Below are 23,900 nucleotides of genomic sequence, written 5' to 3' on the forward strand. Positions count from 1 at the left end.
CCCAACAAACACCTTTAGTTGCACAAACTGTGTTGCTTCCCCCCCCCAACCCACTTCTGTGGAGCTAAGGAGAATTGAACTCCTGACCTCCTGCATGCCATGCAGGCGCTCTACCAACTGAGCTATAGCCCCGTGTTCTGGTCCGCCGGGTTTCCCTGGCGGCGACGCCAACATTACACGGTCGAAGGGGTGCACCACCAAATCGTTTCCGTTCTGTACGGATACGGACGCTAGTGTCGGGCTTCGTGACCGTGATCGCGATCTCCGAGACCCGGCGCCGGCTGCCGGTGGCACTGGGGGCGTGTCTCCTGTCGTTCGCGGCGTTCTGGGTGGCCCAGCGGGCCGCGCACGTGTCGATGATCGACCTGATGGTCTACCGGGCGGAGGGGGCGACCGTCCGCGCGGGCGGTGATCTCTACGCGCTGCGGACGACGGCGGCTCATCTGCCGTCCACCTACCCCCCGTTCGCGGCGCTGCTGTTCGTCCCGCTGACGCTGCTGGACGTCACGGGCATGCGCACCCTGGCGATGGCCGGGAACCTGGTCCTGCTGCTGGCGTTCGTCGGGCTGTCGATGCGGCTCGTCGGGCACGCGCGCGTGGAGCACGTCCTGTGGGTCGCGGCGGCCGCGGTCTGGTGCGAGCCGGTGTGGACGACCGTGCGCTACGGGCAGGTCAATCTGCTGCTGGCGGTGCTGGTCCTGTGGGATCTGTCACGCCGTCCCGCCGAATACCCGGACCGCTGGGCGGGGGTGGGTGTCGGGCTCGCGGCGGCGGTCAAGCTGACCCCTGCCCTGTTCGCGGTATTCCTGCTCGTCACCGGCCTGGCCGCGCGCCACGCCGGACGGGACGGCGGGCCGTGGCTGCGGCACGCGCGCGGGGCGGCCGCCGTCTTCGCGGGTGCGACGCTGCTGGCGGCGGCCGTCCTGCCGTACGACTCGTGGCGGTTCTGGACGGGGATGGTGTTCCGGACGGGACGGGTGGGGCGGGCCGAGGAGACCGCGAATCAGGCCCTGCGCGGCGTTCTGGCGCGCCTGCTGCACACTCCCGACCCAGGAGCCCTGTGGGCGGCCGCTGCGGCCCTGACGGCCGTCCTGGGGATCGCGGTGGCGGTGGCGGCGGAGCTGCGCGGCCGGCGGGCCTGGGCGGTGGCCGCCTGCGCGGTGACCGCGTTGCTGATCAGCCCGGTGTCCTGGTCGCACCACTGGGTGTGGTGCGTGCCGGTGGTGCTGCTGCTGTGGACCCGCGGGCACCGGACGGTGGCCGCGGGCACACTTCTGGTCTTCTGCTCGTACGCCCTGTGGTGGGTGCCGCACGGGCAGGGGCGGCCCGAACTGCACCAGAACGCCGTCACCTTGACGCTGTCCGCGCTCTACACGGTCACCGGGGTGCTCTTCCTGGCGCTCACCCGGACATCGTTGCCGAGGCCGGGTCCCGGTCAGGCCGTGACGAACGAGTAGAAGCGCTTGAGCGTGCAGTGCTCTTCGAGGAGCCGACCGTAGATCGGCTCGCCCTCCAGCTCACGGTAGGTCTCGATCGGGTCGCCCTTTATGATCAGCGCCCGCGCGCATTCCTCGCACCAGTACTGGTAGTCGGGGTTGATCGGCTCCATGTCGCGGACGATGGGGGTGCCGCTCCCGCACCAGTCGCACTTCCGCCTGTGTGCACCCATCGATCAGCTCCAGCTGTGGCCGCAGGCCGTGCACACGTAGGAGATCCCGCCGTTGTCGCCCAGTACCTGGGCGACATGCACGGAACCGCAGGAAGGGCAGAGCAGCCGGGTGTTCGTGTCCCGTATCAACGCCGCACCGAGGAGGTGGCCGCCCTCCTCAAGGATGCTCGCAGGCATCGCTACTCCTCCCGTCGGGCCGCGCCCCCTTCCGGCCGTTTGATTCTGCCACGGCCGGACCAATACGGTCAGCGACGCCTCAGTACCAGTCCGGACACGGCACCCGCGGCCGCCGTCGCGGCGAGCGCCCATGCGCAGGCTGACAGCGCCTCCGCAGAGGTATACGCCCGCGGGCCCCCAAGTGACTCAAGCCGGTTCAAGAACAGTGTGCCGAACGCGGCGACGCCGAGGAGCTGGCCGAGCTGGGTGACGGTCGCGAGGAGTCCGCTGGCGTCCGCGGCGTCCTCGGGGCGCACGGTTGCGAGCGCGCCGGTGAGCGTGGGACTGAACGCGAGCGCGAGCCCCGCGCCCACACCGGCGTACGCCACATAAAGCGGTGCGCCCCCGTCGCCGCCCCCGTGGAAGGCCAGGCCGACCCCGGCCGCGCCCAGCGCGGTGAGCACGAACCCGGCCGGGGTCAGCGCCCGCTGCCAGGCGGCCGGCCACCTGCGCCAGGTGAGGGCGACCGCGCCGAAGACGACGGCGGTCGGCGCGAAGGTGAGACCGGCGCGCAGTGCGCTGTAGCCGAGGCCGCTCTGGACGTGCAGGGTGAGGGTGAAGAGGAATCCGGCGTTGACGGCCATGACGGCGAGGATCCGCAGGACGGCCAGGCCCATGCCGGGGTGGCGCAGCACCCGGGGCGCGACGATCGGGGCGCCGCCGCGCCGGGCGAGCCCCGCCTCGTACCCGCAGAACAGCGCGAACAGGAGCACGGCGGCGGCCAGGGACAGCCAGGACCACAGCGGCCAGTCCTCCTCCTGGCCGAGCACCAGCGGGACCGTCAGCAGCGACACGGCGGCCGCCAGCAGGACCAGGCCGGGCAGGTCCATGCCGCGGGCCCGCTCGGGACCGGATCCGGAGCCGGGCGGCAGGACGCGCCGGCCGAGGACGAGGAGTACGGCGCCGACGGGCACGTTGACGAGGAACACCGGCCGCCAGCCGGTGCCGAACAGGTCGGCGCTGACCAGGACGCCGCCGATGATCTGGCCGGCGGCCGCGCCGACCGCGAGGACCGCTGAGTAGGCGCCGAGCGCCCGTATGCGGGCCTCGCCGGTGAAGGCACGCTGGATGATGCTGAGGACCTGCGGGATCATCACCGCCGATCCGGCGCCCTGCACCAGCCGGAACACGATCAGCTCGGTGGCCCCCTGGGCCAGGCCGCAGGCGAGCGACGCCGTGGTGAACAGGGCGAGGCCGGCGAGGTGGACCCGGCCGTGGCCGAGCCGGTCGCCGAGCCGGGCGCCGGTGATCAGCAGCACCGAGTAGGTGATGGCGTATCCGGCCACGACCAGCTGCAAGTCGGCGCCCGAGGCGTGGAGTTCGGAACCCATGGTGGGGGCCGCGACATTCACGATGAAGACGTCCAGCACAGCCATGAACAGGGCCGCGAGGACGACCGTGAGGAGCAGCCGGGGCCGGTTGTCAGTGCCGGGTGCTTCACTTTTCGCAGGGGTCGCGGCGGGTACGGGACCTGGTCCCGTCCGGGATGTCGTCGTCATGCGACCGAGCGTGGCGGCGGGCCGGTAAGGGTGCCGAGAGCCCGCCGATGCTGGTACTGGCAGCACCTGGCAGCCGGCGTTGTCCGCGCCGACGATGGAGACGTGACGACGGGGGACGCGACGATGACGACGACAGCACACCGCCGCAGGCCGGAGCTGGCCGCGTTCCTGCGCAGCAGGCGGGCCCGGGTGCAGCCGGCGGACGTCGGGATGCCGCCGGGGCTGCGGCGGCGCACGCCGGGGCTGCGCCGGGAGGAGGTCGCCCAGCTCTCGGGGGTGGGCGTGACCTGGTACACGTGGCTGGAGCAGGGCCGGCCGATCAACGCGTCGGCGCAGGTGCTGGACGCGGTGGCACGGACCCTGATGCTGGACCCGCCGGAGCGGGAGCATCTGTACCGGCTGGCGGAGGTGCCGTTCGCCCCGGTGCCGGAGGGGCTGTCCCGGTCGGTCGGCGCGGAGGTGCAGGGCATCATCGACGCGCTGGACCCGCTGATGGCGGTGGTGTACACCTCGCGCTACGACGTGCTGGCCACCAACGCCGCCTACCGGGACCTGTTCCTGGTGCCGGAGACGGTGCGGATCGGTGTGCCGAACGTGCTGTGGACGCTGTTCACGGTGCCGGAGGAGACCAGCCCGGTGGTGCATCTGCGGCGTGAACTGCCGGTGATGGTGGCGACCCTGCGCTCCTCCTACGGCAGACATGTCGGCGAGCCCGCCTGGGAGGACTTCATACAGGCGCTGTCGCAGGCCAGCGGGTACTTCGCCCAGTTGTGGGAGAGCGGGGCGGTGGCGCAGCCGGGGCCGCGGGTGAAGACGTTCCGTCATGAGGCGGTGGGCGAGCTGCGGATGACGTCGCAGTCGCTGTCGATCGACGGGATGCCGGAGGCGCGGATCGTGGTCTACACGCCGGAGGACGAACGCACGCGGGAGCGGGTGGCGTTGCTGCGGGAGCGCAGGCAGCGGTTGTGGCCGGTGACGGAGGAGGAGGCCGCCGAGATCCTCCGGGAGTGGAACACAGGAAATCCCGCCCTCTGAAGAGGACGGGATTCCGTCACCGATCTTTGACAACTCGAGATTTGTCTTCGACAGTCTGCGAAGTGCCGATCTGTGGAGCTAAGGAGAATTGAACTCCTGACCTCCTGCATGCCATGCAGGCGCTCTACCAACTGAGCTATAGCCCCTCGTGTTCTTCCCGTCTTTCCGCTTGGCGGGGCGAACAAGAAGAACTTTAGCCTGCGACCTGCCGGAAAGTGAAATCCGGGCTCCGGGCGGGCCGGGCGGCCGCAGGTTCGTCAGTCGTCGTCGCCGAGGACGGGCTCCGGGAGGGTGCCGGCGTTGTGCTCCAGGAGTCGCCAGCCGCGGGCGCCTTCGCCGAGCACGGACCAGCAGCAGTTGGTGAGACCGCCGAGGCTCTCCCAGTGGTGGGACTCAAGGCCGAGGAGCCGTCCGATGGTGGTGCGGATGGTGCCGCCGTGGCTGACGACCACGAGGGTGCCGTCCTCGGGGAGCTTCTCGGCGTGCCGGAGCACGACGGGGGCGGCCCGGTCGGCGACCTCGGTCTCCAGTTCGCCGCCGCCGCGGCGGACCGGCTCGCCCCGCTTCCAGGCGGCGTACTCGTCGCCGTGGCGGGCGATGATCTCCTCGTGGGTGAGGCCCTGCCACACGCCCGCGTAGGTCTCCCGCAGTCCCTCGTCGCGGATCACGTCGAGGCCGGTGAGGGCGGCGAGCTGGGCGGCCGTGTCGGCGGCGCGCCGCAGGTCGGAGGAGACGATCGTGTCCGGGCCGAGGGAGGCGAGCAGGCGGGCCGCACGGCGGGCCTGGCCGATGCCGGTCTCGGTGAGCTCGACGTCGGTGGAGCCCTGGAAACGGCGCTCCACGTTCCACGCGGTCTGGCCGTGCCGCCACAGGATGATGCGGCGGCCGCGGCCCGTGCGGTCGGTCACCTCGCCGGTGGCGCTCATCACCAGTCCCCGTCCGGTTCGCCGGAGTCCTCGGCGGCCTGCAGCCTGGCGTGCTCCGCCGCCTTGCCGCGGGTGGCCTTGGCGTCGGCGGGCAGCTCGATCTCGGGGCAGTCCTTCCACAGCCGTTCCAGGGCGTAGAAGACGCGCTCCTCGCTGTGCTGGACGTGGACGACGATGTCGACGTAGTCGAGCAGGATCCAGCGGGAGTCGCGGTCGCCCTCGCGGCGCACCGGCTTGGCGCCGAGTTCCTTCTGGAGGCGTTCCTCGATCTCGTCGACGATCGACTTGACCTGGCGGTCGTTGGGCGCGGAGGCCAGCAGGAAGGCGTCCGTGATCGACAGGACGTCGCTGACGTCGTAGGCGATGACGTCGTGGGCGAGCTTGTCGGCGGCCGCCTGGGCGGCGGCGGTGATGAGCTCGTGGGAACGGTCGGTTGCGGTCACTGCGTGGCTTTCCCTCGGCGGTCGTTTGACCTCAAGGGTCTCACGGACCGCCGGGCACACCCCACGTGATTACCGGGTCACGTGGGGTGCGGCGGGCCGCCTCAGGAGGAGGACGGCTTGTAGTCCTGGCCGAGGACGACCGAGATGTCCGCGCCGGAGCCGACGGTGCCCTTGCGGACGGCGCCGGTGCCGAGGCCGAGGGTCTTGGCCACCTCGGTGGCGTTCTCCTTGTCGGCGGCGCCGGCGTAGAGCACCTCGGAGGTGGCCCGGGTGCTGGAGGCCGTACCGCCTTCCAGGAAGGTGTAGCCGCCGTTGACGAGGACCACGCGGGCCTTCTCGGTGTCGTCCTTGACGCCGGTGGCGTTCTGGACGGAGACGCGGACCGCGGATCCCGCCGACGGGCTCTTGGCGGTGCCGCCGAGGATGTCCTTGACGACGCTGGAGCTGGTCTCGGCGCTGAGGGTGCCGTCGCTCTGCACGGGCAGCAGGGCGGTCTTGTAGTCGCCGTCCTTGGCGAGGTCGGCGAGCTTGGCGAGGAAGGTGCCGAGGTCCTTGTCGGTCAGGGACGGGTCGAGGATCTGGGCGAGGGTCTGCACGGTGGTCGTCGCGGCCGAGGCGTCGGAGGACAGCTTGCGCAGCACACCCTGCATGACCTGCCCGAACCGCTCCAGCTGGGCGTTCTGAGCTTCGCCGGAGGCGCGGTAGGTGGCGTAGGCGACGGCGGCCTTGCCCCCGAGGGTCTGGTCCTTGCCCTGATGGACGAGGGGCTCCTCGCCCTTTTTCTTGGCGTCCGGGTCGGGGACGTCGGCGTTGGTGTCGATGTCGATGTTGCCGACGAGGTCGACGAGGTTCTGCAGGTAGGGGGTGTCGAGGCGCCAGGTGCCCTCGATGTTGGTGCCGAGGACGGTGTCGAGCTGGTCGCGGGTGCCGGAGGAGCCGTCGCCGTCGACGGACTTGGCGAGGGTCGTGGTGGTGCCGTCGTCGTCGGTGAGGGCGAGGGAATTGGGCAGCAGGACGCTGCTGCCCTGCTTGGTGGTGGTGTTGTCGACGAGCAGCACGGTCGAGGTGCCGCCGCCACCGGTGTTGTGCAGGTGGACGACGATCACGTCGCGTTTCTGGGCGGCCGCCGAGATTGTCGTGCCGCCCTTGGCGGTGGAGGAGGACAGACCGGGGATCTTTCCGGCGTACCAGAGGTAGCCGGCGCCGCCGACGGCGACCAGGGCGAGGACGACGACCAGGGCGATCATCCGGCTGCGGGCGCGGCGCTTGGCCTCCTCGCGGCGCTCGGTGCGGTTCTCGGTGAAGTTCAGCCAGTCGATGACGTCCTCGGAGTCGCCGTCGGGCTGTTCGACGAACGCGAACTGCCCGGTGTGGTACTCCGGTTCGTCCTCGGTCTGCCGCGGGCCGGCGGCGTGGTCGGCCGGTCCGGCCTGCTGCGGGATGTGCGCGGTCTGCTCGGCGACCCGGGGCTGCCGGCCGCCGGCGGCCGCCTGCCCGTAGGGGTCGTGGGCGGCATGGCCGCCGGTGCCGTACGGGTCGTAGCCGGGCATGACCGGCTGCCGTCCGGTGTCGTGGACGGGGGCCTGTTGCCCGGTGTCGTACGAGGGCGCGGCCTGCTGCCCACCGCCGGCGTACGGGTCGTAGCCGTAGCCCTGCCCCTGCCCCTGCCCCTGGCCCTGGCCTGCGTACGGGTCGTACGTCTGCTGCTGTTGCGCGGGGATCTGGCGGTACACCGGCTGCCCGTACTCGTCGTAGCCGACGAGTTCGTACTGGTCGTTTCCGTAGCCCGCGTCGTATCGGTCGTTCACCGGTGCCCCTCTCGGCTCACTCGCCGCGGTACAGCTCGCGCTTGTCGATGTAGCGCACGACTCCGTCCGGCACCATGTACCAGATCGGGTCGCTCTTGGCGACTCTCGCACGGCAGTCTGTGGAGGAGATGGCGAGCGCAGGAACCTCCACCAGCGAGACGCCGCCCTCCGGAAGTCCGCGGTCGGTCAGGTGGTGGCCGGGCCGGGTGCAGCCGATGAAGTGGGCCAGGGAGAAGAGTTCCTCCGAGTCCCGCCAGGTGAGGATCTGCCCGAGCGCGTCGGCGCCGGTGATGAAGAACAGGTCGGTGTCGGGGTTGAGGGCGCGCAGGTCCCGCAGGGTGTCGACGGTGTAGGTGGGGCCGCCGCGGTCGATGTCGATGCGGCTGACGGAGAACTGCGGGTTCTCCGCGGTCGCGATGACCGTCATCAGGTAGCGGTCCTCGGCCGGTGAAACGGCGCGGGAGGTCTTCTGCCAGGGCTGCCCGGTGGGCACGAAGACCACCTCGTCGAGGTGGAACTGGGCGGCGACCTCGCTGGCCGCCACGAGGTGCCCGTGGTGGATCGGGTCGAACGTTCCGCCCATGACGCCGAGGCGGCGTTTGCCGGTGTGCGCGGGGCCCGCCGGCGTGTACCGCGGCCGTGTCGTCATGTCGTCGGCCTCGTCAGCTGCCGGACCGGTAGGCATGTCCTGCTCTCCCATGCGTGCAGACCCTACCGGCCCGGCCCGTGGGCCCCGCCCGGAGGACCGGTGCCGGGCTCGGTGTCCGGCTCAGCGGTCGCGGTTGAAGCGGGTGGTGATCCACAGCAGGAGCAGCAGGATGACGAGGGCGCTGCCGCCGGTGACGGCCGGGTTCAGGCTGTTGTGGTTGCCGCCGTGCTCCTCGCCCTCTGCGGCGAGGGTGACCAACTGGGCAGCGGCGCTGTGGAGATTCATCATCTGCGGCAGGACCTATCGCGTGTGGACGGGATAAAGATGTCGGCTCATCGTATGCGGGTGGCCCGGCGGCGATCACGCCGACTCCTCCATCGGGGAACGATCCCGGCGGCTCAGTCGTCCTTCTGTTTGTACCCGCGCAACAGGAACCAGGCGGTCAGTGCGCAGCCGACGAACATGACGACGATGACGACCCGGAGCAGATCGCCCGAGCCCTGGTGCTGGGCGGCGCTCGCGGCCTGGGTGAGCCAGGCGGCCGGGGGGTGGTGCTCCATGAGGACTCCTTCGGCTGTACTGCCCGACCACGGTATATCCGCCTAGGCTGGGCCCCGCCCCGGGGGCACGGCAGACACTCACGCACATGGGGGATGACATGTCCGACGACGGCCACGAGCAGAACGGGCACGAGCGGGTGCCGAGCAGGCAGCGCAGGCGGTTCCCGGGGATCTCCTCACGTGCGTACGAGCATCCGGCGGACCGTTCCGCGCTGGTGGCGCTGCGGAAGCTGAGCGGTTTCGACGCGGTCTTCAAGGCGCTCAGCGGGCTGCTTCCGGAGCGGAGCCTGAGGCTGCTGTTCCTGTCCGACTCGGTCCGGGTGTCCGACCAGCAGTTCACACATCTGAACGACATGTTGCGGGACGCCTGCTACATCCTGGACCTGGAGAAGGTCCCGCCGATGTACGTGACGCAGGACCCGCAGCCGAACGCGATGTGCATCGGCCTGGACGAGCCGATCATCGTGGTGACCACGGGTCTGGTGGAGCTCCTCGACGAGGAGGAGATGCGGGCGGTCGTCGGCCACGAGGTGGGGCACGCGCTGTCCGGGCACTCGGTGTACCGGACGATCCTGCTGTTCCTGACCAGCCTCGCGCTCAAGGTCGCCTGGATCCCGCTGGGCAACCTGGCGATCCTGGCGATCGTGACGGCCCTGCGGGAGTGGTTCCGCAAGTCGGAGCTGTCCGCCGACCGCGCCGGGCTGCTGGTGGGCCAGGACCTGCGGGCCTCGATGCGCGGCCTGATGAAGATCGCGGGCGGCAACCACCTGCACGAGATGAACGTGGACGCGTTCCTGCAGCAGGCCGAGGAGTACGAGGCGGGCGGTGACCTGCGCGACTCGGTCCTGAAGATCCTGAACGTGCTGCCGCGCTCGCACCCGTTCACCACGGTCCGCGCGGCCGAGCTGAAGAAGTGGGCCGCCTCCCGCGACTACCAGCGGATCATGGACGGCCACTACCCGCGGCGGACCGAGGACAAGGACACCTCGGTCGGCGACTCGTTCAAGGAGTCCGCGGCGAGCTACGCCAGTGACATGAAGAGCTCCAAGGACCCGCTGATGAAGCTGGTCTCGGACTTCGCGGGCGGGGCGGGGAACCTGGGCGGCCGGGTGAAGCGCGGCTTCGACGGGTTCACGAGCGCGCCCCCGCCGAAGGACACGCCGCCCCGGGACACTCCCCCGGAGCCGGAGGGCGGCGAGGCGTAGCAGGGGCCGGGCCCCGCGCCGGCAGGGACGGGGCCAAGCGTCGGCAGGGGGCGGGTCCGCGTCGGATGCCTGGTGCCCTCGCTCAGACCTTCGGTTCGGCCGCGGTGGAGAGCGTCCCGCACAGGGCGGTGGCGCTGTCCGTGGCGAACGGGTTCGTGCCCGCGGGGCCGCCCGCCCTGGCCGTCTGGCCGGCCAGCAGGGGGTGCAGGTGGTCGGCGGCGTCCTCGGCGCAGGACAGGGGGCCCGCCTGGACGTAGGAGACGACCAGCTGGGTCTGGTGCAGGCGCAGGTCGTCGCGGTCGAAGCGGAAAGTCAGCTGGCGGCGCACGGTGAACAGGGAGGCCTGGGCGCCGACCGGGGCGCCGGTGGGCCGCAGCGCGTAGACGAAGGTGTGGTCGGCGGTGACCTCGAGGGTGGCCGGGTCGGTCTCGGTGGCCGTCAGGTTGCCCTGGACGCGGATCCTCGGGTCGGCGAGTTCGGCGCGGGTGGGGTCGAAGCGGACCAGCCATCCGGTGGGGGCGTGCCGGCCGTCCGCCGCGGGGTGGTCGACGCTATGGTCGAACTGGTCGAGCTGACCGGGGTCGAGCAGCGCCCGCGCGGGCCGCACCTCGCTGCTGTCGAGGACCTCCGGGTAGAGCGAGGAACGGACCAGGTAGTCCTTGGCCGTGGTCAGGGCGGTGACGACCTGGCTGTCGGAGAAGTGCGCGGTGCTCCGGGCGGCCGGCAGCGGTATCCCCTCGGCGCCGACCTCGTACTGCGCGGCCGGGCTGTGCGCGAACAGCGTCTCGGCGTCGGCGGCGCCGGGCACCCTGCCCTGCGGGGAGAGCGGGATGACGGTCATCCGCAGGGCTTCGACGGGCTGCTGAGTCTCGTCGGTGCCGTAGGGGTGGCGGACGCCCATGTAGATCGCGGTGCCGAAGGCGGCGAGGATCAGCATGACGAGGATCATGGCCTGCCGGGTGAGGCCGCGGCGCAGGGGCGGGCGACGGCGTACGGCGGGCGCGTGGTCGGTCATGCGTTCGCGTGCGGAGGACTCCTGGAGGCGGGCAGCGCGGACAAACGATTCGTCGAAGACAACGGATCGATACTCGTCCTCGCCACCCACGGGGCCGCCCTCGGGTGTCCCCTCAGGTGGGTCTCCTGGCCCGCCCATACTTTCAGAGTAGGTCTCGGGAGCCTCAGGTAAACGCCCTGCTACACGACAACTTCTGACAGGTTCTCACCACGACTGTCACCAGGGCGGCCGCAATCGCTCAGGGGGTGCGCGGGACCACGGAGACCGCCGGCTTGGCGGACTGGGAGTAGTCGGCGGACACGGAGGGTGCCGCCGCGGTGCCCTGTTCCTGGCCGGTGGAGGGGGGCCTGGGGACCTGGTCGCGGCTGCCGCCCGAGGAGGCGCTGCGGTAGACCGCTGCGAAGGCGAGCGCGACCATGCCGATGCCCATGACGAGGGCGAGCACCCAGGCGACCGGACGGTGCCAGCGGACGTGTTTGCCGTACGTCCCGGCGGCGCCGTACCGGTCCTCGAGTACGTCGCCGTCGTCCAGGTCGTCGAGTTCGCCGGCGTGCCCGAACTCGGCTCCGTCGGGGCTGTAGCCGTCGTCGTAGCGCTCGCCTCTGGGGTGGGCGCGGCGGGCCTCGGCCTCGGAGGCCTCGGCTCTCGCCTGGGCTGCGGCAAGGAGGCGTTCGACGGCGGTCGGCTCGTGGACCACGGCCGCCTTCACGAAGGCCTCGTCGAAGACCACGGAGTCGAACTCTTCGTCCGACATTCCGTGGTCATGGTCGTCGTCGGGCTCCCAGCCGTCAGGGAACGGCGTGCCCCCCACGTCCTCCGGCACGGATCCAGAGTAGACCTGGGGGGTCAATTTGGGCAGACGGTATGGAAATTCATAGGCCCGGTGAGACGCCTCTCACGCTCGTCCGGGGACGCGTACGCCCCGCCGCGCGCCCGCACGCCGTACGGGGTTGCGCGGCTGGGCCGTACGGATGTCAGCGGCGGATGTGGCCGTCGCCGGTGACGATGTACTTGGTGCTGGTCAGCTCCGGCAGGCCCATGGGGCCGCGGGCGTGCAGTTTCTGGGTGGAGATGCCGATCTCGGCGCCGAAGCCGAACTGGCCGCCGTCGGTGAAACGGGTGGAGGCGTTCACGGCGACCGTGGTCGAGTCGACCAGCTGGGTGAAGCGGCGGGCGGCCTGCTGCGAGGTGGTGACGATGGCCTCGGTGTGCCCGGAGGTCCACAGCCGGATGTGCTCGACGGCCCGGTCCAGGGAGTCGACGACGGCGGCCGCGATGTCGTACGACAGGTACTCGGTCTCCCAGTCCTCCGGGACCGCCTCGACGACGGTCGCCTTGGAGTCCTTGGCGTGGGCGAGGACGCGTTCGTCGCCGTGCACGGTGACGCCGGCCTCGGCGAGGGCGTCCAGGGCGCGCGGCAGGAACTCGGCGGCGATGTCCTGGTGGACGAGAAGGGTCTCGGCGGCGTTGCAGACGCTGACCCGCTGTGCCTTGGAGTTGATCAGGATGTCGATCGCCATGTCGATGTCGGCGTGGGCGTCGACGTAGACGTGGCAGTTGCCGGTGCCGGTCTCGATGACCGGGACCTTGGACTCCATGACGACGGTCTGGATGAGGGAGGCGCCGCCGCGCGGGATGAGGACGTCGACGAGGCCGCGGGCGCGCATCAGCTCGTGGACGGACTCGCGGCCCTCGCCGGGCACCAGCTGGATCGCGTCGGCGGGCAGCCCGGCGCCGCCGACGGCGTCGCGCAGGACGCGGACGAGGGCGGTGTTGGACGCGTGGGCGGAGGCGGAACCACGCAGCAGGACGGCGTTGCCGGACTTCAGGCAGAGCGCGGCGGCGTCGACGGTGACGTTCGGGCGGGCCTCGTAGATGATGCCGACGACACCGAGCGGGACGCGGACCTGACGCAGGTCGATGCCGTTGGGGAGGGTGGAGCCGCGGACGACCTCGCCGACCGGGTCGGGCAGCTTCGCCACGTCGCGGACGTCGGAGGCGATGGCGCGGATCCGCTCCGGGGTGAGCGTCAGGCGGTCGACGATCGCCTCGCTGGTGCCGTTCTCGCGGGCCTTGGCGATGTCCTTGGCGTTGGCCTCGACGATCTCACCGGTACGGACCTCCAGGGCGTCCGCGACGGCGAGCAGCGCGTCGTCCTTCACGGCCCGCGGGAGCGGCGCGAGGTCGGCGGCGGCGGCCTTGGCACGGTAGGCGGCCTGGGTGACCGGGGACATGGCGTCGTACGGCGAGAGCGTGGTCATAAGGGAAGGGTAGTGCGCCCCGGCGGGCCGTCCACGCGTCATCCCACACCGCGAGACGTGGAGCAAAACGGGTGATTACGACCGGCGACGGAGGCGGTGCCCGAGGGGTCAGAAGGGGTGGATGCCGACCGGTGTCGCGGGCGGCGGGCCGTAGCCCTCGGCGACGCGCTGGTGGTAGGTGGCACGGTCGACGACTTCGAGGCCGACGATCTCCCAGGCGGGCAGACCGGCGGTCTGACGGTGCTCGCCCCACAGGCGCAGGGCCACGGCGGCGGCGTCGTGGAGGTCGCGGGCCTCTTCCCAGTAGCGGATCTCGGCGTGGTCGCAGGCGTAGCGGCTGGTGAGGAGGAAGGGGTGGTCGTGGGCCAGCTGTTCGAGTCCGCGGCGCAGTTCCGGCAGGGGGACCTCGGCGCCGCAGACGCTGAGGGTGACGTGCCACAGGCGCGGCAGGTCCTTCGGCTCCTCGTAGGTGTCCCCGGCCGCGACGCTCGTCAGAGCACCGCGGGAGGCCGCAGCCCCAGGGCGCACTCGTCTCACGACGGCCTCCTTCAGCTGTGCTCGTGCGAAACGTGGTCCTGAGACAAAGTTGAGCAGGCCGCAAGGGTTCGTGTGGCGGTTTTACGGAACGTCCCCCACCGGGGTCCGTCCGCATGCCCCGTTTACGGGTGAAGGATCACCAGGTCGTCCCTGTGTACGACCTCGCGTTCGTACGCCCGTCCCAGCTCGCGTGCCAGCTCCCTGGTCGAGCGGCCGATCAGCTGCGGGATCTCCTTGGCGTCGAAGCTGACCAGTCCGCGGGCCACCGCGCGCCCTGCGGTGTCGCGCAGTTCGACCGGGTCGCCCGCGCCGAACTCGCCCTCCACCGCGGCGATCCCGGCCGGCAGCAGCGACTTGCGCCCCTCGACGACCGCGCGGACGGCGCCGTCGTCGAGGGTGAGCGAGCCCTGCGGGGTGGAGGCGTGCTGAAGCCACAGGAGGCGGTCTGCGGACCGTTTGCCGGTGGGGTGGAAGTAGGTGCCGGTGTCGCCGCCGAGGAGCGCGTCGGCGGCGTGCACGGCGCTCGTGAGGACCACCGGGATGCCCGCGGCGGCCGCGATCCGGGCGGCCTCGACCTTGGTGACCATGCCGCCGGTGCCGACGCCCGCCTTGCCGGCGCTGCCGATCTCGACGCCCGCGAGGTCCTCGGGCCCCTTCACCTCCGCTATCCGCGAGGTGCCGGGCCTGCCGGGGTCGCCGTCGTAGACGCCGTCGACGTCGGAGAGGAGGACCAGCAGGTCGGCGTGGACGAGGTGGGCGACCAGGGCGGCGAGGCGGTCGTTGTCGCCGAAGCGGATCTCGTCCGTGGCGACGGTGTCGTTCTCGTTGACGATCGGGAAGGCGCCCATCGCGAGCAGCTTGTCCAGGGTGCGGGAGGCGTTGCGGTGGTGGGCACGCCGGCTCATGTCGTCGGAGGTGAGCAGGACCTGTCCGACGCGCACGGCATAGCGGGCGAAGGAGGCGGTGTAGCGGGCGACGAGCAGTCCCTGGCCGACGCTGGCGGCGGCCTGCTGGCGGGCCAGGTCCCGGGGGCGGCGGCGCAGGCCGAGGGGGGCGAGTCCGGCGGCGATGGCACCGGAGGAGACGAGGACGATCTCCCGCTCTCCCCCGCTGCGGCTCTTGGCGAGGACATCGACGAGCGCGTCGACGCGGTCGGCGTCCAGGCCGCCGGAGGCGGTGGTCAGCGAGGAGGAGCCCACCTTGACGACGATCCTGCGGGCCTCGCCGACGGCCTGCCTAGCCCTTGACACGTCCTGTCCCCACTTCCTTGCGCGTGGCAGCAATCTACGCGAACGGGACCGAAGTCAGGCCCGACCGTCCAGCCTCCGGACAGACGACGGACCGATGGCAGGCCCGTGGCGGTCCGGTGGCCGTCAAGCGGTGTTCAAGACGGTGCGTGACGCGTCGTTCACGTGCCGCTTACGGCAAAAAGGTTGTGTTGACTTTCTATAGAAATCGAAACGAACTCAAAGTTAACTTGAAGTTTGTGTCATCCAAAGATCGCCGCGTGAAGCGCATCCTCCTCAGGTCGGGAAAGAGTCCCTACGACGTCGTCGGCGTCGAGGAGGCCCTGCACCGGGACGTCATCGCCACCAACTCGGGCAACCTGATCTTCAGCGACGCCGCTCACAAGATCCTCGAGACCCCGGGAACCGAGGTCGTCTCGAACGGCATGCCCTCCGACGTCTCGGCAGCCGCCCGCATCAACGAGGAGTACGACGCCTTCGTCGTACCGCTCGCCAACGCCTTCCGGCCTTCCTTCGAGAGCGCGCTGAAACGGATGACCAGGCTGATCTCGAAACTGGACATCCCGGTGGTCGTCCTCGGCGTCGGAGCGCAGACCGGGGTGAACTACAACCCGGACCGGCTGAAGCGGATCGAGCCGACCGTACGGGAGTTCTGCGCGGCGGTGCTGGAGCGCAGTGCGTCGATCGGTGTGCGGGGCGAGTTCACCGAGCAGTACCTGAAGGACATGGGTTTCAAGGACGTCGAGGTCATCGGCTGCCCTTCGCTGTTCATGCACGGCGACCGGCTCCCGGTGCACAAGAAGGCACTGGAGCTGACGCCCCAGTCGCGGATCGCGATCAACGGCTCGCACAGTGCCGTACGCACGCAGGGCCTGGACCGGATCATCACGCGCACCCACGAGCGCTATCCGAATCTGCGTTTCGTCGGCCAGAACATCAGTGACGCACGGCAGTTGCACTGGCGCGACCTGTCGGATCCGAACGCCTCGGTGACCGGGATGCCGACCCATCCGGACCATCCGATGTTCCGCGAGGACAAGGTGCGGGTCTATGTCGACCCGGTCACCTGGATCGACGACCTGCGCTCGTTCGACTTCTCCTTCGGATCGCGCATCCACGGCAACATCGCGGCGCTGCTGGCCGGTACGCCGGCCACCGTGCTGTGCGGTGACTCGCGGACGCTGGAACTCTGCCGTTACTTCGGGATTCCGCACCGGCGGCTGGACCGGGCGGTGAAGGATCCCGAGTCGGCGGATCCGGCGAAGCTGTACGCGGAGGCCGATTTCGGCGGGCTGGTCGGCGGTCACCGGGAGCGTTTCGAGCGGTTCACCGGGTTCCTCGACCGCAACGGGCTGGAGAACACCTTCACGCACGGCGACGGCGGAGCGGCCTTCGAGGAGCGGATGCGGGGGCTGGCGTTCCCGGCGGGGATCCGCCCCTGGAACGACACGGACGTCGCCTCGCTCACCTCGCGGTTCGGCTGGCTGCACAGCCGCATCGACGAACTGTCACTGGACAACGCCCGGCTGGAGAAGGAACTGGCACGCGCCGGGGCCCGCACCGCGAAGGTGACCGCCGCGCAGCTGCCGGGCTCGGTCTACCGGCGGGCCCGGCGGGCCGTCGGCAGGCCGATCCGGCGGGCGCTGGGATCGGGCGGATAGGCACGCCGGGAGGCTGCGTCAGGCGGCGGCGGGTTTCACGTCCCGGGCGGGCAGGGACCGCCGCAGCTTGCGCAGCGCACGCCGCAGGAGGGTGTTGGCGGCCTCCTCGCGGTAGCCCTCGACGGCGCGGGCCTCGCGAGGTTCGGCGAGGTAGACCCAGTCGGGGAGGCCGGCCGCCGCGGAACGGAAGTGCGGGTAGCCGAGATACACCCGGGTGCCGCGCCCTTCGAGGACCGCGGCGGGCTGCTTCTTCGCCCGTACGAACTCAAGGACGTCCGGGAGGAGTTCGGTGCGGCGTACGGCGACCAGGTGCAGCTGGAGCCGCTCGTGGACCTTGAGGCGGCGGGCCACCTCGGGGTTCCAGTGGGCGTCCATCAGCGGCTCGGCGAGTTCCCGTTTGTGCTGCCGCACCTCGTCGGTGTCCTTCAGGAACTTGGGGCCGAACTGCGGGAGCAGCGTCACCTTGAACGGCCGGACCATGAGGCTGTCGCGCCGCGGCCCTGCCGGGACCATCTCGGCGATCAGGTTCATCAGGGCGCGTGCGGAGTCGAAGCGGAGGGTGTAGCCGCCGCTCTTGGTGACGTGTTTGCCGTCCTCGCGGCCGACGAGGTAGTAGCAGGGGTAGTCGGCGACGACGGAGACGCCGTCGGCGCGCAGATAGGCCTCCATGGTGAACAGCGCGTCCTCGCCGGTCCACAGGGTCTCGTCGAACCGCATGCTGTGGCGTTCCAGCAGGGCCCGGCGGAAGAGTTTCTGGGCGCTGAGCGTGAACTTGATGTTGGAGGAGAAGACGTCGGTACGGTCGAGGGTCTTTCCCCACATCGACTGCGGGGGTTTGCGGTTGATTCCCTCGACCTTGCCGACGACGACGTCGGTGCCGTTCCTGTCGGCCATGGCGACCATGCGCTCCAGGGCCTCGTCACCGAGCCGGTCGTCGGCGTCCAGGAAGAAGACGTAGCGGCCGGCGGCCTTGGCGAGGCCGACGTTGCGCGGGCCGCTGGGGCCTCCGGAGTTCTCCTGGCGGATCACGGTCACCGCCATGGCGGCACGGGCTGCGAACTCCTCCAGGTACTCCCCCGTGCCGTCGGTCGATCCGTCGTCGACGGCGATGACCTCCATGCGGGCCGGGTCGAGGGTCTGGCGCTCGACGGAGGCCAGGCACTCGACCAGGTACGGCATCGCTTCGTACGCCCCGATGATCACGGTCACATCAGGCTGCGCAACGACGGTCACGTTTTCCCCCTAGTCAATGGTGCGTTCCCCCCGCGTCACCTCGGTCGCAACGTCTTAGATGGCTGACCGGTGCGACAGGTTGCCCAGGAGGAGGCGCTCAGTGGCTCAGTTCACATGAAGAACGGACTGCCGGGTGGTGTACAGCGGGTTACACCGGACAGTACGGACGCGCGGTAAGAGCTGCTCAACCGGAACGGCGAAGCATGGGTAAGAAGAAACGCGCGCATTCCTAAGCAGAGGTAAGAGAACGCGGGCGCGGAACGAGGGCGATCGCGAGAGCGGCGAGCAGCCGACGGTGAACGGGCCGGTTCCCGGGGGGAAGCCCCGGGAACCGGCCCGTTCGGTGTCCTGGCGGAGGTCAGCCGGTGGTGGCGCCCTCCGTGTCGCCGGAGGTCTTCCGCGGCTTCCCGCCGGGCAGCGCTTCGGCGAGTTCGGCCGCCTCGGGGTCGCCGGCCGCGATCCGGGCCTCCTGGCCCAGGTTGCGGGCCTCGGCCTTGCGGGCGAGCGTGGCCACGGCGGCGTTGAACTGCTCGATGGAGGTCGGCTCGTCCGGCCCGAGCAGGTAACGCTTGAGTTCGTCCCGGTCCGCGGCGAGCGGATCGGCCGACGGGTCGCGCACGGCGTCCAGCAGGCCGCCGAGTTCCTTGGCGCTGTTGGAGAGGATCACGGCAGCGCGCACGGCGGTGTTGGCCCGCTTGAACTCCTCCGCGCCGAGGCCGGCCGAGTCGGTGACGGCATACGGCTTGCCGCTCGCGATGAAGTCGGAGACCACGCTGGAGATGTCGGAGACCATCGCGTCGGAGACGTTGAAGCAGTCGTACAGGCGGGGTTCGGCGCCCGCGATGACGGCGTGCTGGTACGACGGCAGGGCCTGCCAGTACAGGTCGTTCCAGGCGGTGCGCAGCCGGGCGATCTCCTCGTGCTTCTTCAGGTCGACGACGTCGTCGCGGCTGGCCTCGGCCTCGTCGCGCTTGTCGTCGCCGGTGCCGGCCAGTTCGGTCAGGCGGGTCTCGATGCGGGTCAGTTCGGCCTGTGCCGCCGCCTGGGCGGCCGGGTCGGCGGTGAAGCGGGCGTCGGCCGAGCGGGCGGTGGCGGCCTTCTGGACGAGGGCGGTGACGCGCCGGTGGGCGGCACCGGCCTCGGCGCTGACGGTGCCGGTGAAGGGGTGCGGCTTGTAGAGGACGCGGACCGGCGGGTCGGCCTTGACCAGCTTCTTCACGATGTTCTCGCCGGCGAGCACGAGGGAGGTGTTGCCGGGGTTGCCGTCCCAGCCCTCCCAGGTGGGCGCGTAGAGCACGGTGGGGATGCGGCCGTCGGGGACGCCCTGCCGGGTCTGGATGGGGGCCAGCTGGGGGCGGCCGACCTCGACGATGTCGTCGTCACGGACGCCGACGTCGGCGATGGCGTAGCGGTCGCGGCCCGCGCGGCCCGCGGTCCACACCTCGTCGTACGCCTTGCTGAACGGGTTGACGCTGGCCAGCTTGTCGCTGTCGCCGTGGCCGATGAAGACGTGCTGCATGGTGGGGACGCGCAGCAGGTGGATGTTCTTGCCGACGTTGGCCGCGTAGAGGGCGACGCGGACGGTGGAGAGGTCCATGTTCATCAGGTGCACGCCGCCGGGCACGCAGATGACGGGGACGGTGGTCGGCGCGAGGCTCTGCATGATGATGCGTTCGCGCAGCAGGATCAGCGGGCGGGACTCCAGCTGTTCCATGGTCTCCAGCCACATGTTGACCTGGTAGGCGGAGTCCTTGGAGCCGGAGAAGTACAGCACGGTCCCGGGCCGGTAGTCGGCCAGCCAGTCGTCGACGGCCGCCAGTACGGTGTCGGCGTCCGGCGGGGTCTTGCGGCCGCGTACGTACGGCACGAGGACCAGCACGTACAGGCAGCCCAGGCCGAGGGTGATGCCGATGCCGACGAATCCGGCGACCCTGCTGTCCGTCGCCGCCGAGACCAGCAGGCCGACGACGGCCGCGAGGTCGAGGTGGAGCATCTTCTCGGCGGAGCGGTCGAGCAGGGCACGCGGCGGGGCGTCGGGGATGCGGATGCGGGACTTCAGATCGACGTTGCGGGTGGCGACCGGCATCCGGCGGCGGTTGCGGATCAGGGTGACCAGCGCGCCGTGCGGGGCCTGCAGGCCGTAGAAGGCGATGAAGCAGGCGATCGCGCCGTAGAAGACCAGGCCGTTCGAGAGGTCCATCCTGGCCAGCAGCAGGATCAGCAGCAGCTCCCGGATCAGGAAGCGGATCGACAGACCGGCCCGGACCTTGCTCAGGCGGTTGACGAGGTAGCTGCCCTTGCGGTGCAGGTAGTGGTCTGCCAGGTACGTGACGGCGGCCGCGGCCGCGAAGGCGTAGACGCTCGGAACGAGCGCGGCGATCATGAGGACCGGGAAGCCCAGCATCATGAGTGCCGCCGCGGCCAGCTCGGCGGCACTGCCCACTCGGGCGACGCGAATAGCGGTGGATATCACGGAGAACCTTTTGCTGACAAAAAGGCCTGAATTCGACCTTGCGGACAATCTGGGAGGTGGTCGATCCGGGTTCTACGGGTTCAGGCCCCTGCGATTGCTCCGCGAAAGCGCAACCACAGAGGCCTGAATTACAGATGACTAATGGCTGTCGATTATGCCACGCCGTCCTGTCGGTCCAGGACACTGGCCAGGGCCTGTTCGAAGCCGGTGGCCTGGCCGGCGGCCGCCGTCGGGTCCTGCTGGCGGACGTCGATGACATGGCCGGTGAGTTCGGAGAGCAGCACGTCCAGGGAGGTGCGGGCGACGGCCTCGGAGGAGAGCAGCGAGCCCGTCGGCTCCTGGCCGAAGGCCTTGGTTCGCATCGGGGTGGCGGTGCGCTCGGGGTTGATGCAGTTGACGCGGACGGAGTCGCCGGCCCACTCGTCGGACAGGGCCTGGGTGAGGTTCACCATGGCGGCCTTGGTCGAGGAGTAGAGGCTGTACTCGGCGCGGCCGCGGGTGTAGCTGCTGGAGGTGTAGAGCAGCAGCTGGCCCTGGGTCTCGGCGAGGTACTTGTAGCTGGAGCGGGCGATCTGCACCGGGGCCAGGTAGTTGACCTTCAGCGCCTCCTCGATGGTGGCGTTGTCGGTCTCGGCGAGCTTGCCGATGCGCAGCACGCCCGCGGTGTTGACGACGTAGTCGATCCGGCCGGTCTCGGCGTACGCCTTGGAGAGCGCGTCGTCGACCTCCTCCGGGTTCTCCACGTGGGTGCCGGTGGTGGAGCGGCCGAGCGCGTAGACGTTCGCGCCGTAGGACTCGGCGAGTTCGGCGATGTCCTTGCCGATGCCGTAAGAGCCTCCGAAGATCACCACGGTCTTGCCGGTGAGGAGCTCGCGGTAGGCGTCCTCGTCCTTCTGCTCGGGCGCGGCGGTGGAGGCGAGCTGGAAGAGCTTGTCGGCGATGAAGACGTCGACGGGCTGGGTGACCTTCATGTTGTACTCGTCGCCCGCGACGACGTGGATCGGTACGTCCGGCAGGTATTTGAGGACGACGGAGCAGTCGTCGGTGGCCTGGAAGTTGGGGTCGCCGTCGGCGACCTCGTAGGCCCGCTTGATCGTGGACAGCTTGAACGCCTGCGGGGTCTGGCCGCGGCGCAGCCGGGAGCGGTCCGGGATCTCGGTGATGAACTCGCCGTCCCCGCCGTGGGTCCGCGTGACGATGATGGTGTCGGCGGACGGGATGGCGACGTCTACGGCCTGGTAGCGCTCCAGCGCGGTCACGCAGTCGTCGATGACGCGCCGTGACAGCAGGGGGCGTACGGCGTCGTGGAAGAGGACGTTGAGGTCCTCGCCCTCGGCCAGGCCCTCGCCGAGGGCCTCGATGGCGCGCTCGGTGGTCTCGTTCCGCGTGGTGCCGCCCTCGATGATCTTCTTGACCTTCGTGAACCCGGCCTTGTCGACGATCTTCTCGACGTCCGCGACGTAGCCCGGTGCCATCAGCACGATGATGTCGTCGATCGAGTCGGCCTTCTCGAAGGTGGCCAGGGTGTGCTCGATGACGGCCTTGCCGGCGATCTTCAGCAGCTGCTTGGGGATCGACAGACCCACCCGCTGACCGGTGCCACCGGCCAGGATCACTGCGGTGGTTCGGGGCTGGGCTATGTGCTGGGACACAGGTGACCTACCTTGGGGCATCAGGGAACCAGGAAATGGTCCCACTTCCGGTAACCGCTGTGCAAGGTGAGCGCCGTCCACTGCATATGTGCCCGCTACCTTTCATTCACCTTGCGTCGCTGGTGATGGGCGCCGACCGCGCGGCCGCTGGAAGAGTTCCGTGAATTTGCTGTGAGTAACTACACAGGGCATTTCGATTGCGGTGCGTGACCTGATGTACGTCTCAGCGCTGCTACGCCGTGCCACAGGGACGGCGTAGCGCAGCTGAGCCGTCCCCGCGGTGCGGTCCCTCGGCACCTCACCGTCGCCGCAGCTTCTTCAGACATCGGTGCCCCAGGACCCGCATCAGTTCCTTCGACGACGTCTGGTGCACGGTGCGGGACTTCGCCTCGGCGGTGTGGCGCACCGGGGCCGCGGCCGCCGCGGCGAGCACGCCGTAGAGGGCCTGGGCGGCGACGTCGGGGGCGACGCGGGCCTCGGCCGCGGGCGGTCCCGGCTGGGCGGGGATGGCGGGCAGGGCGGAGAGCAGGGCCGGGTCGCCGACGACGCGGACACCCGTCGCGGCGATGTGTTCCACCATCTCGGCGCCGATGCGGCCGGCAGCCTCGACGGCCCAGGCGGGGGTGGAGATCTTCACGTCGGCGGCGGTGGGGCTGCACGAGTTCTTCATATGCATGACGGCGCCGTTGCGGACGAGCTTGGAATACAGCTCGTCGGGGAGTCCATTGCCGCGGAATTCCACGTTGAGCTTTCGCAGCATTTCGGTCTCGGCGAGGGTGAGGGAGCGGTTCGCCGTGTCCGGGACGGGCTGCAGAAGATTTCCGGGAAGTCCGAGGAGGGCTTCGAAGGTGCGCATCAGGCCGTCGCGGTCGCGGTCGTCGACCACGACGACGGTGAGGCGGCCGGGGCCGACCGCGCGGCTCCAGCGTTCGACGAGCCGGTCGTGCCGGTGCCGGTGCCAGAAGCTGGGGTTGGGCTTCTCGTAGGGGGCCTTGCGGAGCATGTGGTGCAGCCAGTCCTCGTAGCCCATGCGCAGTCCGTTCTGCACGTACTGCTGCCACTGCGAGGGCATGATCCTGGCGAGCGGGCGGAGGGTGACGAGGACGTGGACGCGTTCGCCTCCGAGCTGCTCGACGATGCGGGCGACGGTCTCGTCGTCGGGGGCGTCGGCGAAGAACTCGCTGCTGATCACCGAGGTGCGGCCACCGGTGGCCTCGACCTGCTTGAGCAGGCGCGTCCAGTGCTTGTCGGTGGGCACGGTGTCGCCCATCATCGCGGGCCGGGCGCAGGCGGCCAGGGCGGCCTCCATCGGGTGCCGGGTGGTCGCCGGGAACTCCACACCGTGTTCGGGCAGCTCGTCCTTCGCGGCGAACAGGGCGCCCTGGATGGCCGTGGTGCCCGTCTTGTGCGGGCCGATGTGCAGCAGGCGGGTGCCGGCGGGCAGGGCGGCCAGGGAACCGGTGGGGCCCGTGGGGCCTGTGGTGGCGTCGTTCACCGGGGCTTCGCCTCTCGTACAGTCCGTCTCCATGGTTAACGGAAGGTAAGACGATTACCTTAGGTTCACCTGAGAGGAGCCTGGGACACAGATGAGTCCCAGGCTCCTGTTACACAGGCTTGACCTTCGGCACGCCCGGTTCACGAGGCTTGCGACCGGCACAGCCGTTTCGTTCGCCCCGCAATGGAAAACCCGTCGCGGGCCGGCACGGGGCCCCGCCGCGCCGGGGGCGGGGGGGGGTCGGCCGGGGCGCCCCGGGGGGCGGGGGGGCGGGGGTGGGAATCGAAAGGGTGGTAGTCGCCGGACAACCCCCGGG

General features: G+C 70.3%; 22 protein-coding genes and 2 tRNA genes. 4 read left to right on the plus strand and 20 right to left on the minus strand.

Annotated elements, in window-relative coordinates; translation table 11 throughout:
* Positions 1-59 precede the first annotated feature (59 nt).
* Positions 60-132 (minus strand) — tRNA-Ala (locus AB0472_RS02155).
* 113 nt (positions 133-245) lie between these two features.
* Here AB0472_RS02155 and AB0472_RS02160 point away from each other — a divergent pair.
* Complete coding sequence (locus AB0472_RS02160) at positions 246-1,457, plus strand: glycosyltransferase 87 family protein (protein ID WP_366352550.1); 1,212 nt, start codon at positions 246-248, stop codon at positions 1,455-1,457.
* On the opposite strand, the gene AB0472_RS02165 is transcribed toward AB0472_RS02160, so the two are convergent.
* The 3 genes from AB0472_RS02165 to AB0472_RS02175 all read right to left on the minus strand — a co-directional run bounded on the left by AB0472_RS02165 (position 1,436) and on the right by AB0472_RS02175 (position 3,384).
* Positions 1,436-1,669 (minus strand): hypothetical protein, encoded by a 234-nt coding sequence (locus AB0472_RS02165; protein WP_006136074.1) that lies wholly within the window; start codon positions 1,667-1,669, stop codon positions 1,436-1,438. The two genes, AB0472_RS02160 and AB0472_RS02165, sit on opposite strands and share 22 nt — an antisense overlap.
* A gap of 3 nt (positions 1,670-1,672) precedes the next feature.
* A complete protein-coding gene (locus tag AB0472_RS02170) occupies positions 1,673-1,846 on the minus strand; it encodes a hypothetical protein (protein ID WP_366352552.1) in 174 nt (57 codons plus the stop codon).
* Positions 1,847-1,914: 68 nt separating this feature from the next.
* Complete coding sequence (locus AB0472_RS02175) at positions 1,915-3,384, minus strand: MFS transporter (protein ID WP_366352554.1); 1,470 nt, start codon at positions 3,382-3,384, stop codon at positions 1,915-1,917.
* A gap of 123 nt (positions 3,385-3,507) precedes the next feature.
* Here AB0472_RS02175 and AB0472_RS02180 point away from each other — a divergent pair, with 123 nt between their 5' ends.
* On the plus strand, positions 3,508-4,419 hold the full coding sequence (locus AB0472_RS02180) for a helix-turn-helix transcriptional regulator (RefSeq protein WP_366352713.1): 912 nt from the start codon (positions 3,508-3,510) through the stop codon (positions 4,417-4,419).
* Positions 4,420-4,492: 73 nt separating this feature from the next.
* Here AB0472_RS02180 and AB0472_RS02185 read toward each other — a convergent pair.
* From AB0472_RS02185 to AB0472_RS02215, 7 genes are all read right to left on the minus strand, one after another.
* Positions 4,493-4,565 (minus strand) — tRNA-Ala (locus AB0472_RS02185).
* Positions 4,566-4,676: 111 nt separating this feature from the next.
* Complete coding sequence (locus AB0472_RS02190; RefSeq protein ID WP_366352555.1) at positions 4,677-5,345, minus strand: histidine phosphatase family protein; 669 nt, start codon at positions 5,343-5,345, stop codon at positions 4,677-4,679.
* On the minus strand, positions 5,345-5,788 hold the full coding sequence (gene rsfS / locus AB0472_RS02195; RefSeq protein ID WP_366352556.1) for a ribosome silencing factor: 444 nt from the start codon (positions 5,786-5,788) through the stop codon (positions 5,345-5,347). Before rsfS ends, AB0472_RS02190 begins: the two co-directional genes overlap by 1 nt.
* Positions 5,789-5,889: 101 nt before the next feature.
* On the minus strand, positions 5,890-7,596 hold the full coding sequence (locus AB0472_RS02200) for an LCP family protein (RefSeq protein ID WP_366352558.1): 1,707 nt from the start codon (positions 7,594-7,596) through the stop codon (positions 5,890-5,892).
* 16 nt (positions 7,597-7,612) lie between these two features.
* Positions 7,613-8,296 carry a nicotinate-nucleotide adenylyltransferase gene (gene nadD / locus AB0472_RS02205; RefSeq protein WP_366352559.1) on the minus strand — a complete coding sequence of 228 codons (684 nt, stop codon included), beginning with the start codon at positions 8,294-8,296 and terminating at the stop codon, positions 7,613-7,615.
* 69 nt (positions 8,297-8,365) lie between these two features.
* Positions 8,366-8,533: a hypothetical protein gene (locus AB0472_RS02210; protein WP_177232770.1), complete on the minus strand. Its 168-nt coding sequence runs from the start codon at positions 8,531-8,533 to the stop codon at positions 8,366-8,368.
* Positions 8,534-8,643: 110 nt separating this feature from the next.
* Complete coding sequence (locus AB0472_RS02215; protein ID WP_217549548.1) at positions 8,644-8,805, minus strand: hypothetical protein; 162 nt, start codon at positions 8,803-8,805, stop codon at positions 8,644-8,646.
* Between the two features lie 98 nt (positions 8,806-8,903).
* Between AB0472_RS02215 and AB0472_RS02220 the strand changes: the two genes are divergently transcribed.
* A complete protein-coding gene (locus tag AB0472_RS02220; protein ID WP_366352715.1) occupies positions 8,904-10,010 on the plus strand; it encodes a M48 family metallopeptidase in 1,107 nt (368 codons plus the stop codon).
* Positions 10,011-10,092: 82 nt separating this feature from the next.
* Here the strand turns inward: AB0472_RS02220 and AB0472_RS02225 are convergent, their stop codons facing one another.
* The 5 genes from AB0472_RS02225 to proB form a co-directional block, all read right to left on the minus strand.
* Entirely contained in the window at positions 10,093-11,163 is a 1,071-nt protein-coding gene (locus tag AB0472_RS02225; protein WP_366352561.1) for a hypothetical protein, read from the minus strand.
* Positions 11,164-11,263: 100 nt separating this feature from the next.
* Positions 11,264-11,848: a hypothetical protein gene (locus tag AB0472_RS02230; protein ID WP_366352563.1), complete on the minus strand. Its 585-nt coding sequence runs from the start codon at positions 11,846-11,848 to the stop codon at positions 11,264-11,266.
* A gap of 151 nt (positions 11,849-11,999) precedes the next feature.
* A complete protein-coding gene (locus AB0472_RS02235) occupies positions 12,000-13,286 on the minus strand; it encodes a glutamate-5-semialdehyde dehydrogenase (protein ID WP_366352565.1) in 1,287 nt (428 codons plus the stop codon).
* A 108-nt stretch (positions 13,287-13,394) separates the two neighbouring features.
* A complete protein-coding gene (locus AB0472_RS02240) occupies positions 13,395-13,823 on the minus strand; it encodes a hypothetical protein (protein ID WP_093503094.1) in 429 nt (142 codons plus the stop codon).
* Between the two features lie 122 nt (positions 13,824-13,945).
* Positions 13,946-15,073: a glutamate 5-kinase gene (proB, locus tag AB0472_RS02245; RefSeq protein ID WP_366352567.1), complete on the minus strand. Its 1,128-nt coding sequence runs from the start codon at positions 15,071-15,073 to the stop codon at positions 13,946-13,948.
* A 257-nt stretch (positions 15,074-15,330) separates the two neighbouring features.
* On the opposite strand from proB, the gene AB0472_RS02250 reads away from it, so the two are divergent.
* Complete coding sequence (locus AB0472_RS02250; protein ID WP_366352569.1) at positions 15,331-16,731, plus strand: polysaccharide pyruvyl transferase family protein; 1,401 nt, start codon at positions 15,331-15,333, stop codon at positions 16,729-16,731.
* An 18-nt stretch (positions 16,732-16,749) separates the two neighbouring features.
* Here AB0472_RS02250 and AB0472_RS02255 read toward each other — a convergent pair whose 3' ends face one another.
* The 4 genes from AB0472_RS02255 to AB0472_RS02270 all read right to left on the minus strand — a co-directional run bounded on the left by AB0472_RS02255 (position 16,750) and on the right by AB0472_RS02270 (position 23,617).
* Positions 16,750-17,964: a glycosyltransferase family 2 protein gene (locus tag AB0472_RS02255; protein WP_366352571.1), complete on the minus strand. Its 1,215-nt coding sequence runs from the start codon at positions 17,962-17,964 to the stop codon at positions 16,750-16,752.
* 358 nt (positions 17,965-18,322) lie between these two features.
* On the minus strand, positions 18,323-20,407 hold the full coding sequence (locus AB0472_RS02260; RefSeq protein WP_366352573.1) for a hypothetical protein: 2,085 nt from the start codon (positions 20,405-20,407) through the stop codon (positions 18,323-18,325).
* Between the two features lie 182 nt (positions 20,408-20,589).
* Positions 20,590-22,089, minus strand: a complete 1,500-nt coding sequence (locus AB0472_RS02265) for a bifunctional cytidylyltransferase/SDR family oxidoreductase (RefSeq protein ID WP_366352574.1) — start codon at positions 22,087-22,089, stop codon at positions 20,590-20,592.
* Positions 22,090-22,387: 298 nt separating this feature from the next.
* The gene (locus AB0472_RS02270) at positions 22,388-23,617 is read right to left on the minus strand and encodes a hypothetical protein (RefSeq protein ID WP_366352576.1); all 1,230 of its coding nucleotides are present in this window, start codon (positions 23,615-23,617) and stop codon (positions 22,388-22,390) included.
* Positions 23,618-23,900: the final 283 nt, after the last annotated feature.

Origin of the sequence: Streptomyces sp. NPDC086777 (genome assembly GCF_040702065.1) — a bacterium.
GTDB lineage: Bacteria > Actinomycetota > Actinomycetes > Streptomycetales > Streptomycetaceae > Streptomyces.

Coding starts and splice junctions, on each gene's coding strand:
- AB0472_RS02165 (WP_006136074.1), bottom strand. CDS start 1,669: ATGGGTGCACACAGGCGGAAGTGCGACTGGTGCGGGAGCGGCACCCCC.
- AB0472_RS02170 (WP_366352552.1), bottom strand. CDS start 1,846: ATGCCTGCGAGCATCCTTGAGGAGGGCGGCCACCTCCTCGGTGCGGCG.
- AB0472_RS02175 (WP_366352554.1), bottom strand. CDS start 3,384: ATGACGACGACATCCCGGACGGGACCAGGTCCCGTACCCGCCGCGACC.
- AB0472_RS02180 (WP_366352713.1), top strand. CDS start 3,508: ATGACGACGACAGCACACCGCCGCAGGCCGGAGCTGGCCGCGTTCCTG.
- AB0472_RS02190 (WP_366352555.1), bottom strand. CDS start 5,345: ATGAGCGCCACCGGCGAGGTGACCGACCGCACGGGCCGCGGCCGCCGC.
- nadD (WP_366352559.1), bottom strand. CDS start 8,296: ATGGGAGAGCAGGACATGCCTACCGGTCCGGCAGCTGACGAGGCCGAC.
- AB0472_RS02210 (WP_177232770.1), bottom strand. CDS start 8,533: ATGATGAATCTCCACAGCGCCGCTGCCCAGTTGGTCACCCTCGCCGCA.
- AB0472_RS02215 (WP_217549548.1), bottom strand. CDS start 8,805: ATGGAGCACCACCCCCCGGCCGCCTGGCTCACCCAGGCCGCGAGCGCC.
- AB0472_RS02220 (WP_366352715.1), top strand. CDS start 8,904: ATGTCCGACGACGGCCACGAGCAGAACGGGCACGAGCGGGTGCCGAGC.
- AB0472_RS02225 (WP_366352561.1), bottom strand. CDS start 11,163: ATGGGCGGGCCAGGAGACCCACCTGAGGGGACACCCGAGGGCGGCCCC.
- AB0472_RS02235 (WP_366352565.1), bottom strand. CDS start 13,286: ATGACCACGCTCTCGCCGTACGACGCCATGTCCCCGGTCACCCAGGCC.
- AB0472_RS02270 (WP_366352576.1), bottom strand. CDS start 23,617: ATGGAGACGGACTGTACGAGAGGCGAAGCCCCGGTGAACGACGCCACC.